Genomic DNA, 16,285 nt, shown 5'->3' with positions numbered 1-16,285 from the left:
CCCCATCTTACTTTGCCGTGATCACGAAATGCGCGCGCCGGTTCTTGCCCCAGGCGGCATCATCGTGGCCGGCGTCGAATGGGAATTCCTTCCCGTAGCTGACGGTCTTGACCTTGTCGGCCGGGATGCCGAGCGACACCAGGTAGGTCCGGGCGGCCAGCGCGCGGCGCTCGCCGAGGGCCAGGTTGTACTCGGCCGTACCGCGCTCGTCGCAGTGGCCTTCAATGGTCACTTGCCACGCCGGGTACTTTTTCAGCACGGCGGCGTTGGCCTGCAGCACCTGCTGGCCGTCGGCGCTGACGTCCGAGCTGTCAAGGTCGAAGAACAGCGGCTTGAGCGGCGAGTCGCGATTGAGATCATCGAGCGACTTCGAACCGATGGTGTCTTCCACCGGCATGGGCGGCACCGGCACCGGCTCGGCCACCGGGCTCGGCGGGGGCGGTGGAGAGGGCGGCGGGGTGGTCGTCCCGGTCGCGGACGGCGGCGGCATCGGCCGCGCCACGGGCGGCGCCTTCTTCGAACACGCCCCGACCACGACCGACAACAGAACCGCCAGAACCATCATCGCATTCGCTTTTCGTGTCATAAGCTGACCTCAAATCAAACAATCCGCACTTGGCACCGTGGCACCCAAGCACTTTAGGCACTTTAGGCACCTTATTACTGCGACCAATTCGGCGTCTGGTTGTTGCCATCCCTCGTGATCTGCCGCAGGTTGCGCCCGTCGCGATCGACCGTGAAGATCTGGCTGCGACCCGCTCGCGTCGACATGAACGCCAGGTGTCGGCCATTGGGCGACCAGGCCGGGCTTTCATTCGTGCCCTCACCGAAGGTGATCTGTCGCGTCTCGCCGGTGGCAATGCCCAGGATCTTGATATCGAAGCCGGGCCCGGTGCGCGCCGAGAAGGCAATCTCGTTGTACGGCGCCGGCGACCAGGTGGGACGGTCGGCATACGACTCGAACGAGATTTGCCGCAGCCCGGTGCCGTCGGTGTTGACGACGAAAATCTGCGGCTGGCCGCGGCGGTCGGAGGTGAACGCGATCTGGGTGCCGGTTGGCGACCAGGTCGGGGTGGTGTCGATCGACGGGTTGTTGGTCAGCCGCACCAGGTTCGAGCCATCGCGGTTGCTCACGTAGAGCTCGGAATTGCCGTCGCGGCTCGAGGTGAACGCCAGGCGCGAGCCGTCAGGCGAAAACACCGGCAGCCAGTTCTGTCCTACCCCCTTGGTCGGCGACTCCATCGTCCCGGCGTAGATGTTCGAGATCACCAGGTCCGGGACCCCCGAGCGGTACGACGTGTAGACGATCGACCGGCCGTCCGGAGACCAGCTCGGATACAGGTTCATGGTGCGATTGATGGTGATGCGGCGCTGGTTGGCGCCGTCGTAATCGGCGATGAACACTTCCTTGACGTCGCGCTTCTCGACGGTGGCGAGCACCGCCTCGCGGTTGCGGTCCGAGATGAACGCCAGCTTGGTCTTCGCCACGCCGCGCAGGCCCCGCTGCGAGTCATGGAGTTCGTCGGCCATGGTGTGCGCGTAGATCCGGGGATTGGCGGCCGAGCCCGTGTACTCGCGGCCGTAAGCCGACTGCCGGGCGCGGACGTTATAGAGGCGCATCTCGACGCGGATGCCGGCCGGCGTCTTCTGCACCGTGCCGATGATCACGCCGTCGGCACCCAGTTCACGCCAGCGATCGAAGGGCACCGCGTCAATCGACCCGGCGGCCGGGATCGACTTGTAGGTGTCGCGCGGAATCACGTTGAACTCGCGCTCGAAGTTGATGTCGTCCCACAGCACCTCGCTGATGGTCTTCGCCGCTTCCTGCGTCTCGCGGTCGGGCGACAACGCGAGCAGGTCCGGGACCGCCAGCCGCGGCGGCGTGCCGGGCTCGCCGGTCAGCCGCAACTCGACGCTGGTCGGCTGCTGGCCCTGCGCAGGCGGTGCCGCGGACTGCTTGCCCGCCGTAGCCTTGGCGAAGGTGGGCTGCGCCAGGATGGCGGCTGAGGCCACGATGACCAGCGCCAACAAGGCAGGAGAAATCCGGCTGAAGCCGGATGCCACATAGGTCCGCCTGAAGGCGGACGCCACAGCTCGTGTGAGTGGGTGAGTGAATTGCGTCATGTCATTGTCCGTACGGAAAGATCAGGTGAACCGTGAGCGCCTGCTGGTCGTAGCCGGCGGGCAACGGCGGCAGCTTGGTGAGCACGAGCGCGCGCTGCGAGATGTAGTCGAGGCCGGCGTCGCCGCTGGTCCGCTCGACCGTGGCGTCGGCGATCCGCCCGTCCTTCTGGATCACGAACCGCATGTAGGTCGTGCCCCTGGCCTGTTGTTTCGCGCTCCAATTGCGGTTGATCAAATCGAGCATCGTCGACAGATACTCCGGGCAGCAGAAGTTGGCGACGTCGAGTGTGGCGCCCACGCCACCGCCGCCGGCCGACAGGCCGAAGCCCTGGCCCTTGCCGCCGGTCTCGGCCACGGCCGACCCCTCCCGCACCTCGGCGCCCTTGGTCGGGATGCGGCTGCGCGGGTCTTTCGCGTCCACCTTGTTGTCCGGCGTCTTGCGGGGCGGCGCCTTCGTCGGCTCAATCATCGCCGGCGTTTGCGCGGCAGGCGGGCGCACCGGCTCGATCGCCTTCTTCGTTTCCACCGGCACCGCCTGCTGGATGGCGCGGCCGCCGAGCGTGGCCAGCCCGCCGTCGCGCGGACCCGGCGCACCGCCGAGGCTGATTTGCATGATCACTTCGGGTTCCTGGTTGGCGGAGCCAAACCAGGCCGCGGGCACGAACGCCACCGCCGCCACCAGCAACAGGTGGCCGACCGCCGACCAGCCGAGCATCGAGTTGAGGCCGTCGGACTTGAGCGTCCGCGCCGCCAGCACCTCGGAGACGGCATCCATCGTTATTGCCCCGCCCGCTGCTGGGCGACGATGCCCACGCCCTGGACGCCACCGGCCTTCAGGTGGTCGATGACCTCGAAGAGTTCCTGCAGCTGCACGCCGGCGTCACCGCGCAAGAACACGTCCTTGTCGTTGCGGTTCTCCATCAACTGGCGCATGCGTTCGGCCAGCACGTCGGCGCTGACGGCCTCCGCATCGATCATCACGCGACGATCGGATCGATACGACAGCGGCACGGTGATGTACGGCCGGGCCTGGGTCATCTTGTCGGCGCGGCGCGACACCGGCAGCTTCACCTCGATGCCCTTTTGCATCATCGGTGCCGCCACCATGAAGATGATGAGCAGGACCAGCATCACGTCCACGAGCGGGACCACGTTGATCTCCGCCAGCGACGTGGACACGCGCCGGCCACGGCGGCGGCCGGTGTTGGCGTCGGGTGGGGCCGCAACCTTCGGCACTAGGTAAAGTTCCTCTCAGAAATGTTCAGGAACTCCAGCGCGAAGTCGTCCATTTCCGAGGCGTAGGTCTTCACCTTCGAGGTGAAGTGGTTGTAGAAGTAGACGGCCGGGATGGCGGCGAACAGGCCGAGCGCGGTGGCGATCAGCGCTTCGGCAATGGGCGTGCTGACCACCGCCAGATCGGTGGACCCTTGCGCGCCGATGTTCATGAACGCCGTCATGATGCCCCACACCGTTCCGAACAGCCCGATGAACGGCGTGATGCTCGCCGTCGTGGCGAGAAACGTCACCCGCTTCTCGAGCTTGTTCACTTCGATGGACGAGGCGCGCAGCAACGCGCGATCCACCGCCGTAATGCTCTTCAAGGTAGGACGCGCCGCCGGCGTTCCGGGACTGGCCGCCGGCTGAGATAACCGCAACTGGGCGGTCAACTCGGCGTAGCCGGCCTGGAACATCCCGACGAGCGGGCTGAGCGCCAGCGACGGGCACACGGCCTGGACCTCGGAGAACTTGGCGCTCTTGCGGAACACCTCGATGAACGTGGCCGTCTGCTTCTCAATGCCTCGGTAGGCCCAGAGCTTGTAGAGGATGATTCCCCACGAGATCACCGAGAAGAGGAGGAGGAGCACCATCACGAACTTGACGATGGGGCTGGCGGAAAAAATCAGATCCGCGAAATCCCCGGCAGCCGCTCGAACGGGCGGAAGACCACCCTCGAGTTGCAATGCCAGGACAATCGATCCAGGCGTCGGCAACAAAGCCTCCGAATCCGTTCCAATGGGGAAAATGCGCGCTGGGAAGCGCCGTTCTGTGCAACCGTAGCACGCCCCGCGAAATTCTGTCAAACCCATGATACGATGGCAGTTCCGCTCGCCAAAGGGATTCCCGCAACACGAGGCGCCACCCGCATGATCCGCTACCTCGCCATCCGCAACCTCGCGGTCATCGAGTCGGTTGCGGTCGATTTTGAACAATCGTTCAACATCCTCACCGGCGAGACCGGCGCCGGCAAGTCCATTCTCGTCGAGGCTGTCGGCTTGCTGCTCGGCGGCCGCGCCACTCAGGACCTCATCCGCACCGGTGAAGACATCGCCACCGTCGAGGCGATCTTCGAAACCGCCGAGGGCGACGAGCTGATCGTCCGGCGCGAGATCACCTCGCAGGGACGTAGCCGCGCCTTCATCAACGGCGCCCTCGCCACCGCGGCGGCGCTGAAGGACCTGTCGAACCGGCTGGTCGAGCTCCACGGCCAGCACGAACATCAACAGTTGCTCGACCCCTCCCAGCACCTGGCGTTGCTCGACACGTGGGCGGGACTCGACGCGCCGCGCGGCCGGGTCGCGGCCGCCTTTGCCGCCGTGCGCGCGTTTCGCGAGCAACTCGATCGCTTGCGGATGGACGACCGCGAGCGGGCCGCGCGGCTGGACCTGGTTGAGTTCCAACTGGGCGAACTGCAGAAGGCGAACCTCCAGGCCGGCGAAGACGAGACGCTGGCCGCCGACCGCCAGTTGCTGCGGAGCGCCGACACCATTCACCGCCTCTGCAATGAGGGCTACGCCGAGCTCTACGACACGGAGTCCGCGGCGCTGGGCGCCCTCGGCCGCGTCTGGAAAAGGGTAGGGGAACTGGCGGCCATCGACCCGAAGTTCGCGCCCTACCTGGACGCGCGCGACGGCATCAAGGCGCAGCTCGAGGACCTGGCCTTCACGCTCCGCGACTTCGCCGACGGCATCGACGCCTCGCCCGGCCGGCTGCAGCAGGTCGAGGATCGGCTGGCATTGATCGAGCGGCTCAAGCGCAAGCACGGCGGGACGCTCGAAGACGCGATTGCCCGCCGCGATCGGCTGGCGGCCGAACACCAGGCCCTGACCGGCGGACAGTCCACCGTCGCTGAGATCGAACAGCAGTTGCTCGACGCCGGCCGCCGGTTCCTGGCCGACGCGCGCGAGCTGTCGGCGAGGCGCCGGGAAGCGGCGGGGCGGTTTGGCAAGAGTATCGAGACCGAGCTTGCGGACCTGGCGATGGCCAAGACCCGATTCGAGGTGCGGCTCACCAGTAGCGAGTCCGAAGACAAGTGGACCGACGCGGGCATTGATGCCGGCGAGTTCTTCCTGTCTCCCAACGTCGGCGAGGAACTCCGGCCGCTGGCCCGGATCGTTTCCGGCGGCGAGTTGTCACGCGTGATGCTGGCGCTCAAGACCCTCGGCGCCAAAGGTGGCATGCAGGGCAAGACCCTGATCTTCGACGAGGTGGATGCCGGCATCGGCGGGCGAGTGGCGAGCGTGGTCGGCGACAAGCTGGCGGCGCTGGGCGACCGCTTCCAGGTCCTGTGCATCACGCACCTGCCGCAAATTGCCGCCTGCGGCCGGACCCATTTCCTGATCGAGAAGCGCGTGCAGGGCAGCCGGACCGTGACCAGCGTTACCCGCCTGAAAGACGACGACCGCGTGGCGGAGGTGGCGCGGATGATGGGCGGGGCAGCCGCCGGCGTGAAGGCGCTCGAAAGCGCCCGCGAGCTGCTCGCCAACTCGCAGGCGAAAGGTGAAGCACCGGCGAAAGCGAAAGGCGAAAGTCCGCGACGGGCGAAAGCGAAACTGAAATGAAGTACTTCATCGAGACCCACGGCTGCCAGATGAACGTGCACGACTCGGAACGGATGGCGGGCCTGCTCGAGCAGTCCGGCTACGACCGGGCCGAGTCAGACCTGGACGCCGACCTGGTCGTCATCAACACCTGCAGCGTGCGCGAGCGCGCCGAAGACAAGCTCTACACCCGCCTCGGCGAGATCAAGGAGATGGGCCGCGAGACCGGCCGCGACCCGATGGTGGTGGTCGCCGGCTGCGTCGCGCAACAGGAAGGCGGCCAGCTCCTGAAGAAAGGGCGCGGCGTGGACCTGGTGGTCGGCACGCAGCAGATCAAGATGCTGCCGATGCTGGTCAAGGACGCGGTCGCGAAGGCCGCTCCTCGAATCGCCATCGACAATCCGTACGAGGAACCCTCGTTCCCGCTGGGCATCGTCCGGCGCGGCGATCCCGTCCGTTCCTACGTGACAATCATCGAGGGCTGCAACGATTTCTGCGCTTTCTGTGTCGTGCCGTATACCCGCGGGCACGAGCGAATGCGGTCACGAGCCGAGATCTTGAATGACGTGCGCGAAGCCGCCGGCAGCGGCCGCCGCGAAGTGCAGCTACTCGGACAAATCGTGAATCACTACCAGGCCCCGGACGATCCGTCGTGCGATTTCCCGGCACTGCTCGAAGCGGTGCACGAGGTGCCCGGCATCGATCGCATCCGCTTCGCCAGCCCGCATCCGCGGCACACCAGCGACCGCGTGATCGCCGCCGTTCGCGACCTGCCCAAAGTCTGCAAGCACCTGCACCTGCCCGTGCAGTCCGGATCGTCGCGCGTGCTGGCGATGATGCGGCGGCGCCACACTCGCGAGGAGTACCTGGATCTGGTTGCACGCATTCGCGCGGCTATCCCGAACGTGCAGCTATCGACCGATATGATTGTTGGCTTCCCAGGGGAGACGGCAGCCGACTTCGACGAGACGCTGAGCCTGACCGAAGCGGTCGGCTACCACAGCATGTTCTCGTTCAAGTACTCGGAGCGTCCCAACACGCTGGCCTCGAAGCGGATGCCGGACGATGTGACGGACGAAGAGAAGACGCGACGGATCGTGGCCTTGCAGTCACTTCAGCGGTCGGTCCAATCGAACCTCTTCCAGCGGTCGATTGGCACGACACAGCAAGTACTGGTGGACGCGACGAGCCGGCGGCGGGAATGGGAACTGACGGGCCGCACCGGCGGCAACACGGTGGTCAACTTTCCAGGACCGCCGGAGTGGCTGGGACGGCTGGTTGACGTGACGATACAACGAACCGGACCGAACTCGGTCTGGGGACAGGCAATAGGGGCCCCACACTGATGGGGTCTCGCCATAGCTCGCCAGATAACTGGCGAGCGCAGGCGGAGGCGAACGTAATGATCGAAATGAACATCAAGGGGTTGATGGTCGACCCCATCACCAACATGCCCATCATCATCCTGCGCGACAGCGACGGGCAGAAGGTGTTGCCGATCTGGGTGGGCGTGTTCGAGGCCAACGCGATCGCGCTGCAGATCGAAAACATCCAGACGCCGCGGCCGATGACGCACGACCTGCTGCGCAACATCATCCAGGACCTGCAGGCCACGGTCGACAAGATCGTGGTGTGCGACCTGAAGGAGAACACCTTCTACGCGATGATCCACCTCCTGACCCCGCTCGGTCCGGTGGCGATCGACGCGCGGCCGAGCGACGCCATCGCGCTGGCGCTGCGGACGCGGGCACCGATCCTGGTGGACGAGAAGGTCATCGACCACGCCAAGACCGTGGACCTGTCGAACGAGAAGCAGGACAGCGACCGCCTGCAGCAATGGCTCGAGCAGCTCGACCCGGACGACATGGGCAAATACAAGATGTAAACGGATCTCGTGATCTGGTGATTTGGTGGTTTAGTGATTGTCGGCGGGCCGACAATTTCGCTAAACCACACACCACCTTGGCTTTACCTCCTGGTATTTCCCCTCACATCTCCACATCAACAAATCACGAGATCACGAAATTCGCGTCTTCCTGCTAGAATGCTCGCGCACCCTCACAACCCTGCTCGATGATTCTCAGTATTGCCAACCAAAAAGGCGGCGTGGGTAAGACCACCACCGCCATCAACCTCGCAGCCGCCCTTGCCATGCGCGGCAAGCCGACGCTGCTCATCGACCTCGATCCGCAAGGCAACAGCAGCATGTCGTTCCTCGACATCCGCACCGCCACGCGGAGCATGTATGACGTCTTCGTGGACAACACCGTCCAACTCGCCGACGTGATCGTCCCGGCAACGGTGCCGAACCTCTGGATCGCGCCGGCCCGCATCGCGCTGGCCAAGCTGGAGTCGCGGCTGGTCGGCGAGCTCGACGCGCCGTTCCGGTTGAAGGACGAACTGGCCAAGCTGGAACAGCAGTTCGCCAACGTCGTGATCGACTGTCCGCCGGCTCTGGGCCTGCTGACCATCAACGCGCTGGTCGCGTCCACGCACTTGCTGATCCCGATTCAGTCGTCGTACTTCGCGCTCGAAGGCACCGACGATTTACTGGAGACCATCGAGAAGGTCCGCCAGCGGCCGAACCCCGAGCTGCAGATCCTGGGCGTGGTCATCACCATGCACGACAAACGCACCGCCTTGGCGCGCGACATCCAGGAGCAGATCCGAAAGGTGTTCGGCGACAAGGTCTTCCGCACTGTGATCAGCAAGAGCGTGCGGCTCGAAGAAAGCCCGGCCTACCGGGAATCGATTTTCACGTTCGCGCCCGAATCATCGGGCGCCACCGAGTACTACAGTTTGTGTGAGGAGGTGATCGACCGTGCCTAAGCCTCGCGGATTGCCAGACAACCTGCGGATGCGCCACGACGCGCACTACGTCGAAACCCTGGCCGCCTCGGCCGGAGCCCCGGTCGGACGCATGGTGCCGATCGACCAGATCGACCCCAACCCCGACCAGCCGCGCCAGGCCATGGGCGACCTGGCCGAGCTCATCTCGTCGGTCACCGAAAAGGGGATCATCGAGCCGCTCGTGGTCCGCCAGCGCGGGCCGCGCTACCAGATCATCGCCGGCGAGCGCCGCTACCACGCCTCGGTCCAGGCCGGGCTGACCGAGCTACCGGTCGTCATCCGTGACGTCGACGACCGCGAGATGCTCGAACTGGCCCTGGTCGAGAACATCCAGCGCAAGGACCTGACGCCGTTCGAAGAATCCGAGGCCATGCAGGCCTTGGCCCAGCGCTGCGGCTACACCCACGAGGATTTGGCGAAGCGGCTGGGGAAGTCGCGCACCTCGATTACGGAGGGCTTGTCGCTCAACGGCATCCCGCCCGAGGTCCGGAAGGTGTGCCGCCTGGCGGGCATCACCAGCCGGTCGTTGCTGCTGCAGGTGGTCCGCCAGGGAGACCCGCAGAAGATGCTGGCGCTGGTCGAGAAGATCGCCAGCCAGGGCGCCACCCGCGAACAACTCCGCAAGGACACTCAGAAGGTCAAACCTGGACGTCCCAAGGCATTCGTGTTTGCGTTCAGGCCGCCCAGCAAGGCCTTCAACCTGCGCCTCAGCTTCAACAAGAAGAACGCGAGCAAGGACGAGGTGATTGCCGCGCTCGAGAACATTCTTCAGGAACTGAAGCACCCGAAGTAGAGGGGGCTTCAGGCCAGTTAGTTAACATAAGATGTATTATCAGACCTATGTCTTATTGCTAACGAAACACGCCTGTGGAAGGTTTGTTGGCGGTTTATGCCGGATTGCCGGGCAACTGCCCTAGAGATGCCAGTCGGCGGACGCCGAACCAGATTCGGGAGCGACGACCGTCCACGAACCGGCATGCGGCAAGGCTTCGAGCACGGCGCCGGAACGGTCGCGGACCTGGATCCCGAACGCGAGGTTGTGACCCGGGATCGCCTCCAGCCGATCGATCGGAATCACCACCTCGACCAGCTCATCCACTGAGACCCATGCCGACTGGACCGGGACCACCCGGATTCCGGGGCTCGAAACCACGACCGCCAGGCTCACCGAGCTCGAGGCCATCAGGTCCACGATCGCCGGACCTGAAAGTCGAAGGCACAAGGTGCCGTCGGTGCCGAACGCCACCAGCACGTCGGCGATCCGCGACGTCGGCGCCACCTCGTGCATGGCGCCGGCCGGCCGGCTCAGCGGCAGCCGGGCCGCCCCCGCCCACTCGAAGAAGCTGGTCTCCCGGCCGTCGAGCCGGACCGACACCCGGCCGGTGGGCCGCAGCGAATCCGGCGCGGGGCCGGTGGAGATGTTCGAGGCGTGGAGCTCATCAGGAACCGCGACCCCAAGCGCCGAATAGGCATTTCGCAAATGGCGGCGGAACAGGTCGTCGAAGTCGCGGTCGTGATCGGATGAGTGGTCGTCGCCGTACCACCAGAACCAGTCGCTGCCTTCGGCGATGAGCAGTTCCTCGAATGCCCGGTCGCGGTCCGCGGCCGGCACCGACGCCGACTCGCGGTCGAAGACGGCGCGGGCCTCGGCCAGCTGCGACCAGGCGCGGTGGTCGTCGCGATGGCCAATCCAGATGTAGAAGTCGGCGTTAATCCAGGAGCCCGGATAGATGGACCGCAGCGGCGCGGCCGGGCCCTTCGCCGCCTCGGCCATGGTGACCGTGCGGATGTCGGCGGCGGCGGTGAGCGCGCCATAGAGCGCGCGCAGGAACGGGCGTCCGCCGCCTGGGTAGTGCTCCCAGGCGTTCTCGCCATCGAGGATCACGCTGACCGTCGCGTCTTCCCCGCCGGTGGCGGCGCTGAACCGGCGGCCGGCCTCGCGCACGCGCTCGACGAAATCGGCAGCGGCGGCGTCCGCGTCCCACGACTGGTAGTGAAAGCCGATGCGATCCGACAACGCGTGATCCCTGAACAATGCGACCGGCCCCTGCGGGCCCACGCGATACGGGCGATACAGGAGGTCGGCCCGCACGGCGTGGCCGAAGCCGTCGCGCGGCATCGCCGCGCCGAGCGAACGCGACAGGATGTCTTCGTCGGTCGCCAGCCACCGCACGCCGGCGCCGGCCATCACGGCCACGGCCTCGTCCGACACCGACCCCTCGGAGGGCCACATTCCAGAGGGACGCCGGCCGAACGTCGCTTCGTGAAACGACAGCGCCCGCTCCACCTGCGCCCGCGCATCGTCCGGGCGGACCAACCGCGTGCGCGGCCGGCCCCAGTTCGGATGCGTGCGCAGCGCCGTGTCCGAGTCGCACAGCAGCGGCAGGATCGGGTGGTAGAACGGCGAGCACGATAATTCGACCTGGCCGCGCTCGCTCGCCTCGCGGTACGCGGGCACCACGAGGCTGAGCAGCTCGAGTTCGATCTCACGGAGCGCGGCCTTGTCGGCTTCGGTGTAGCCGCGGTCCCTCGCGACCAGGGCGAGGAGCCGCGCATCGCGCGCGAGCCAGTCCGGATCCATCCAGGCCAGCTTGTGCCAGACCTGCAGGTCGCCCAGGTCGTCCGGCGAGAACGGCTGGCGGGCCTGGCGGATGGCGTGGAGCTCGGCATAGCGCGGAAAAGGACGGATCATCCGCTCGTACGGCGCGTGGAACCCGTTGGCCACCAGCCAGCGGGCCTCGTCTTCGGTCAGGTCACGGGCCGGCTTGAGGCCGAGCACGAGATGCCGGTCGCGGGCCCGGTCCCCGGCAAAGGCCTGGACCTGGACGATGAGCGAGGGGACGAGGTTGAAGGTGACGCGGACGCCGGGGAATTCCTCGAGCAGGGCCACCATGCCCCAGTAGTCCTTGATGGCGTGCAGCCGCACCCACGGGAGGATGTGCTCCCCCGTCGCCAGGTCCTCGTAGTAGGGCTGGTGCATGTGCCAGAGCAGCGCGAGGTTCACCATGGGCAATAATGGGGGCAGCCCAGCCCCATGCGAATGCGTGTCATCGACCGGTATGTCATTCGGGAAATCGTCCCGCCGTTCCTGATTGCCTTGCTGGTGTTCACGTTCATCCTGATTATCCCCAACATCATCGGTCTGGCCGAGCAGATGATTGCGAAGGGCGTGCCGTGGGGGACGCTTCTGCAGCTGATGGCGACGCTGGTGCCGTCGGTGGCGGCCCTCACCATCCCGATGGCGCTGCTGATCGGCATCCTGGTCGGCCTGGGCCGGCTGTCGGCGGATCGCGAAGTCGTGGTGCTGATGGCGTGCGGCGTGAGCCCGTACCGCCTGCTGCAACCCATCCTGTTCATCGGCGTGATCTGCTGGGGGCTGTCGTCGTGGGTGCTGCTCAAGGCGATGCCCGACGCCAACCAGACGTTTCGCGAGCTCTCCACCAAGATCGTGATGGACCGCGCGGAAGGCGAGGTGCGGCCGCGCGTCTTTTTCGAAGACTTCCCCGGCATCGTGCTCTACGTCAACGAAGTGCCGCTCGGCGGCGTCGGCTGGCAGGACGTGCTGGCGGCCAATACCTCGAACCCGGCCCAGCCGGTGGTCTACCTCGCCAAGCGCGGACGCATGCTGGTCGATCGCAACGCCAAGACCATCCAGATGGTGCTGGAAGAAGGCACGCGCCACGCCACCAAGATGCAGGACCCGTCGGCCTACGAAGTCCTCCGGTTCGACAGCACCATCGTGACGCTGGATCCGGAAAGCGTGTTTCCCCGCCAGGGCCCCACGCGCGGCGATCGCGAGCTGTCGGTCGAGGAACTGCACGCCAAGGGCGAAGAGATGCGCGCGCAAGGACTCTCGCCGCACAACCAGATCATGGAGATCCACAAGAAGTTCTCCATTCCGGTGGCGTGCTTCGTGTTCGGCATCCTCGGGCTCGCGCTCGGCGCCAGCCATCGCAAGGACGGCAAGCTGGCGGCGTTCGTGCTCGGCATCGGCGTGATCTTCACCTACTACGTGATCATGTACGGCGGCGAGGCGATGGCGAAGGGCCACCTGATCCCGGCCTGGCTCGCGATGTGGCTGCCGAATTTCGTGCTCGGCGCGGTGGGCCTGGCCATGCTGGTATCGCGCGCCAAGACCGCCGACTCCCCCATCCGGATTTCGCTGCCGCGGTGGTTCACCCGGCGCGCCGCGGCGACGCCGCCGGCGAGCGACGAGTTGGCGGCGACGGTCGCGGCGGCGGCTTCACCCGGCGGGCGCCGCCGGGTGGGCGTCGTCTTCAAGGTGCCGCAGTTCTCGTTGCCGGGCCCGCGCCTGCTGGATGTCTACCTGGCGAAGCAGTACCTGCGCATCCTCGGCATGACCACGGTCGGCATCCTCGGGCTGTTCTACATCTCGACGTTCGTGGACCTGTCGGACAAGTGGTTCAAGGGCCAGACCTCGCTCGGCATGCTCGCGCAGTTCCTGTTCTGGTCCACGCCGCTGTGGCTGACCTACATCCTCGCGCTGGCGGTGCTGCTCTCGGCGCTGGTGACCATCGGGTTGCTCACCAAGAACAGCGAGTTGATCGTGATGCGCGCCTGCGGCATCAGCCTGTATCGCACGGCGCTGCCGCTGGTCGTGTTCGCGCTGGCGGCCAGCGCCCTCCTGTTCGCGATGGAAGAACGGGTGCTCGCCACCGCGAACCGCAACGCCGATCGGCTCAAGCACATCATCCGGACCGGCTCGCCGCAGACCTTCGGCGTGTTGAACCGCAAGTGGATCGTGGGCCGCAACGGCGAGGTCTATCACTACCAGTTCTACGATCCGCGCCGGCAGGAGCTGAACAGCCTGTCGGTGTTCAACTTCGACGAGGCCTCGCACTCGATTCGGTCGCGGGTGTTCGCGGCCAAGGCGACGTATGCGCCGGTGGCCGGCCCTGACGGCCCGGTGCCGCAGTGGCGCCTCGAACAAGGCTGGTCGCGGGAGTTCGGCGCCAAGATGCAGGTGAAGAACTTCGCGCGCTTCGCCGACCGGACGCTGCCGCTCGAAGCCGCCGATTACTTCGTCACCGAGGCCCGCGAGCCGGACCTCATGAACTTCGGCCAGTTACGCGCCTACGTCGCCGAGTTGCGGGCCAGCGGCTACAACGTGCTCGAGCACGAGGTCGGCCTGTATCGCAAGGTCGCGTTCCCGTTCGTGACGCTGGTGATGACGCTGATCGCGGTGCCGTTCGCGGTCTCCACCGGCAAGCGCGGCGCGATGTACGGCATTGGCATCGGCATCGTGCTGGCGCTGGTCTACTGGACGATGATCAGCGTGTTCGCGGCGTTTGGCGCCGGCGGCCTGCTCGATCCAATGCTGGCGGCGTGGGCCCCGAACCTGATCTTCGGCGCCGCCGCCGCTGTCCTTTTCCTGACGGTGCGCACATGACCCAGACCCTGCCCCAAAAGCCGTCGCCGATTCGCTACGTGGCCGCCGGCGTGTGCCTGATCGCGGCCATGGTCTGCCTGCCGGCCGGCTTCATCCAGATGGTCATGTCGCTCGAACGCGGCGGCTACGGCACCAACCCGCTCTTCTACGCGGTGGCGTGGCTGGGGCTCGGCGGCGGCCTGCTCGGCCTCGGCATCGCGTTGATGATCTGGGAGCTGAGCGTCCGGCACGGCATCCGGCACTAGGGTCTATCCGGCCAAAGCCTTGTTAATCCGGCTAAAGCCGGATGCTACATTCGAGATGTGGTGTCCGGCTTTAGCCGGACCATGCCAATGTGGCGTCCGCCTTTAGGCGGACCATTTCAGCGAACGAACGCGACTTCCGAGATCGTCATTGCACCGGTTGCGCCGGGGCGGCTGTTCAGCGTGTCCACCACGAACAGCAGTGAGTCCACACGATCGAGCGGCGGTGCGGCGCTCGAGGTCGTGCCGATCGGGCGAAACCCGCTCAGCGGCAAATCCACCATCCTCGTCGTCGAGTCGGCATAGAAGGTCATTCCCCACCGCTCCGTCTCACGGCCGGTCCGCAGTTGGACCCAGGCCCGGATGGGCGCCGCGGCCTTGACGATGAACCGCACCCGATCGACACCGCCGAGGCCGCCAATCGTCGGCAGCTGCACGGCGGCGAACTGCCCGGCCGGCGCGCCGGGCGAGAGCCCGAATCGCCAGCCGATGGGCGGCTCGCCGGCAAATCGCCGATCGCGCGCATCATCCACCTGCGCTTCCACGAGCTCGCTGAGGTCACGCGCACCCTTCTCGATGGTAACTTCCGCCGTGCGCCCCGGAATCCGCGACACCGGCTCGGCGGGCGGATCGACCGCGGCCACGCTCCGCACGAGGCCGACGTAGATCGGGTTCGAGAGCATCCACGGCACGGCCGGTGTGCCGGGCGCGCCGGGCACGTGCGCCTCGACGCGATACACGCCGGACTCGCGCCCGGCATTGACCTCGAGTTCCATGGCCACGGCGTCCCGCACCCGCTGGCCATTTCTCAGCATCACCAGCGTGGTGCCGGGCGGTCCGCTGATGCGCGCCCGCAGCGTGACGTCGGCGCTGATCGCCAGCGTGTCGCCCATTCGCGCGGTCTGGCCGCCGCCGGTGGCCGTGAATGCGAGCCCGCCAGGGGTGGCCAGGGCATCGAGCACCGTAAACGCGCGCCCCTGGCGGATGGCGCCAAGCACGGCGGCCGCGTCGGCCGCACCGTCTCCACTCAACGCCTGGTCCAACACCACGTGGTTGGAGAAGGTGCGAAACGCCGCCTCATACGAGGGGACTGGCATGTGAAAGGTCGAGAGATCGGGATCGGTGTTCTGCCGGAAGCCGAGGCGCGCGTGCGCGTCAGCGGCGGCCAGCGCCGGCACGGACCGCGTGAGCCCCATGGCGTCCCACCGCTCGAGCAGGGCGTCCGGCCGGTCTAGCAACGCCGCCATCGAGCCGGCCGAGCGGAACCAGTAGCTCAACACCGAACGCGCCAGCGATCCGGCGGCCTCATCGCGCCAGCCGCTGTCGGCGTTGACCCACTCGATGCCGTCCACGGCCGCGTCCCACGGTTCCCAGCGCAACGACGGCCGCGGCGAGTCCGGGTGCGCCGCAAACCCGACGCCGCCGAGACGGTGCACGTCCGCGAGCACATCGGCCGCCGCGCCGGCGAACGGATACGGCGTGGCCGGCAAGCCCAGGGCCACCAGGTGTCCGCCCGAGGTGTTGAGCTCAACCGCGTCGATCACCAGCACGCCGTGGCGATACTCCGGCGCATCGGGCGGGCGCGTGCCATCGCCGTGGTCGGTGACGATGATGAACTGCAGGCCGGCGCGTTGCGCCGCCGCGGCCATCTCGTCGATGGAGGCGCTGCCGTCCGATCGATCGGAGTGCATGTGATACGCCCCGCGCGCCGTGGCGCCGCCGTCGGCGAGCGGCGGTGCCGGTAACACCGCGGGCGGCAGTATCGCCCACACCGCCAACGCGGCCAGGGCGGCGAGCAGGGCTAGCGCCTTGAGGGCGCGAGGTCGGATTGGGCGCGTCAT

General features: G+C 66.7%; 14 protein-coding genes. 7 read left to right on the top strand and 7 right to left on the bottom strand.

What is annotated here, in order from left to right; translation table 11 throughout:
* Window positions 1-7: 7 nt before the first annotated feature.
* The 5 genes from pal to WC815_01985 form a co-directional block, all read right to left on the bottom strand.
* A complete protein-coding gene (gene pal, locus WC815_02005; GenBank protein MFA5907529.1) occupies window positions 8-586 on the bottom strand; it encodes a peptidoglycan-associated lipoprotein Pal in 579 nt (192 codons plus the stop codon).
* Window positions 587-660: 74 nt separating this feature from the next.
* Window positions 661-2,031 (bottom strand): Tol-Pal system beta propeller repeat protein TolB, encoded by a 1,371-nt coding sequence (tolB, locus tag WC815_02000; protein ID MFA5907528.1) that lies wholly within the window; start codon window positions 2,029-2,031, stop codon window positions 661-663.
* A 94-nt stretch (window positions 2,032-2,125) separates the two neighbouring features.
* The gene (locus WC815_01995) at window positions 2,126-2,899 is read right to left on the bottom strand and encodes a TonB C-terminal domain-containing protein (protein MFA5907527.1); all 774 of its coding nucleotides are present in this window, start codon (window positions 2,897-2,899) and stop codon (window positions 2,126-2,128) included.
* 2 nt (window positions 2,900-2,901) lie between these two features.
* On the bottom strand, window positions 2,902-3,360 hold the full coding sequence (locus WC815_01990; protein ID MFA5907526.1) for a biopolymer transporter ExbD: 459 nt from the start codon (window positions 3,358-3,360) through the stop codon (window positions 2,902-2,904).
* Window positions 3,360-3,992 (bottom strand): MotA/TolQ/ExbB proton channel family protein, encoded by a 633-nt coding sequence (locus WC815_01985; GenBank protein ID MFA5907525.1) that lies wholly within the window; start codon window positions 3,990-3,992, stop codon window positions 3,360-3,362. The genes WC815_01990 and WC815_01985 overlap by 1 nt, the downstream gene beginning before the upstream one ends.
* Window positions 3,993-4,268: 276 nt before the next feature.
* On the opposite strand from WC815_01985, the gene recN reads away from it, so the two are divergent.
* The 5 genes from recN (at window position 4,269) to WC815_01960 (ending at window position 9,585) form a co-directional block, all read left to right on the top strand.
* On the top strand, window positions 4,269-5,963 hold the full coding sequence (gene recN / locus WC815_01980) for a DNA repair protein RecN (GenBank protein MFA5907524.1): 1,695 nt from the start codon (window positions 4,269-4,271) through the stop codon (window positions 5,961-5,963).
* Window positions 5,960-7,288: a tRNA (N6-isopentenyl adenosine(37)-C2)-methylthiotransferase MiaB gene (gene miaB / locus WC815_01975; protein ID MFA5907523.1), complete on the top strand. Its 1,329-nt coding sequence runs from the start codon at window positions 5,960-5,962 to the stop codon at window positions 7,286-7,288. Before recN ends, miaB begins: the two co-directional genes overlap by 4 nt.
* 56 nt (window positions 7,289-7,344) lie before the next feature.
* Window positions 7,345-7,827: a bifunctional nuclease family protein gene (locus WC815_01970; GenBank protein MFA5907522.1), complete on the top strand. Its 483-nt coding sequence runs from the start codon at window positions 7,345-7,347 to the stop codon at window positions 7,825-7,827.
* A 188-nt stretch (window positions 7,828-8,015) separates the two neighbouring features.
* Window positions 8,016-8,771, top strand: coding sequence for a ParA family protein (locus WC815_01965; GenBank protein MFA5907521.1), 756 nt, complete (start codon window positions 8,016-8,018; stop codon window positions 8,769-8,771).
* Window positions 8,764-9,585, top strand: a complete 822-nt coding sequence (locus WC815_01960) for a ParB/RepB/Spo0J family partition protein (GenBank protein MFA5907520.1) — start codon at window positions 8,764-8,766, stop codon at window positions 9,583-9,585. Before WC815_01965 ends, WC815_01960 begins: the two co-directional genes overlap by 8 nt.
* Window positions 9,586-9,705: 120 nt before the next feature.
* On the opposite strand, the gene WC815_01955 is transcribed toward WC815_01960, so the two are convergent.
* A complete protein-coding gene (locus tag WC815_01955) occupies window positions 9,706-11,799 on the bottom strand; it encodes a glycoside hydrolase family 57 protein (protein MFA5907519.1) in 2,094 nt (697 codons plus the stop codon).
* 27 nt (window positions 11,800-11,826) lie between these two features.
* On the opposite strand from WC815_01955, the gene lptF reads away from it, so the two are divergent.
* Both lptF and WC815_01945 read left to right on the top strand, forming a co-directional pair.
* A complete protein-coding gene (gene lptF / locus WC815_01950; protein MFA5907518.1) occupies window positions 11,827-14,202 on the top strand; it encodes an LPS export ABC transporter permease LptF in 2,376 nt (791 codons plus the stop codon).
* The gene (locus WC815_01945; GenBank protein ID MFA5907517.1) at window positions 14,199-14,447 is read left to right on the top strand and encodes a hypothetical protein; all 249 of its coding nucleotides are present in this window, start codon (window positions 14,199-14,201) and stop codon (window positions 14,445-14,447) included. The genes lptF and WC815_01945 overlap by 4 nt, the downstream gene beginning before the upstream one ends.
* A gap of 116 nt (window positions 14,448-14,563) precedes the next feature.
* On the opposite strand, the gene WC815_01940 is transcribed toward WC815_01945, so the two are convergent.
* Window positions 14,564-16,285 (bottom strand): CehA/McbA family metallohydrolase, encoded by a 1,722-nt coding sequence (locus WC815_01940; GenBank protein MFA5907516.1) that lies wholly within the window; start codon window positions 16,283-16,285, stop codon window positions 14,564-14,566.

The sequence above is a fragment of the Vicinamibacterales bacterium genome, from assembly GCA_041659285.1.
Taxonomy (GTDB): domain Bacteria; phylum Acidobacteriota; class Vicinamibacteria; order Vicinamibacterales; family UBA2999; genus 12-FULL-67-14b.
Note: the sequence above shows the minus strand (reverse complement) of the source record. Positions and strands in the feature narration are given on the sequence as shown.

Excerpts from the sequence above, each read along its gene's own strand:
- lptF (MFA5907518.1), top strand. The coding sequence starts at position 11,827 with ATGCGAATGCGTGTCATCGACCGGTATGTCATTCGGGAAATCGTCCCG.
- WC815_01945 (MFA5907517.1), top strand. The coding sequence starts at position 14,199 with ATGACCCAGACCCTGCCCCAAAAGCCGTCGCCGATTCGCTACGTGGCC.
- WC815_01970 (MFA5907522.1), top strand. The coding sequence starts at position 7,345 with ATGATCGAAATGAACATCAAGGGGTTGATGGTCGACCCCATCACCAAC.
- WC815_01985 (MFA5907525.1), bottom strand. The coding sequence starts at position 3,992 with ATGGTGCTCCTCCTCCTCTTCTCGGTGATCTCGTGGGGAATCATCCTC.
- WC815_01995 (MFA5907527.1), bottom strand. The coding sequence starts at position 2,899 with ATGGATGCCGTCTCCGAGGTGCTGGCGGCGCGGACGCTCAAGTCCGAC.
- pal (MFA5907529.1), bottom strand. The coding sequence starts at position 586 with ATGACACGAAAAGCGAATGCGATGATGGTTCTGGCGGTTCTGTTGTCG.
- WC815_01965 (MFA5907521.1), top strand. The coding sequence starts at position 8,016 with ATGATTCTCAGTATTGCCAACCAAAAAGGCGGCGTGGGTAAGACCACC.
- WC815_01940 (MFA5907516.1), bottom strand. The coding sequence starts at position 16,285 with ATGACGCGCCCAATCCGACCTCGCGCCCTCAAGGCGCTAGCCCTGCTC.
- recN (MFA5907524.1), top strand. The coding sequence starts at position 4,269 with ATGATCCGCTACCTCGCCATCCGCAACCTCGCGGTCATCGAGTCGGTT.
- miaB (MFA5907523.1), top strand. The coding sequence starts at position 5,960 with ATGAAGTACTTCATCGAGACCCACGGCTGCCAGATGAACGTGCACGAC.
- WC815_01955 (MFA5907519.1), bottom strand. The coding sequence starts at position 11,799 with ATGGTGAACCTCGCGCTGCTCTGGCACATGCACCAGCCCTACTACGAG.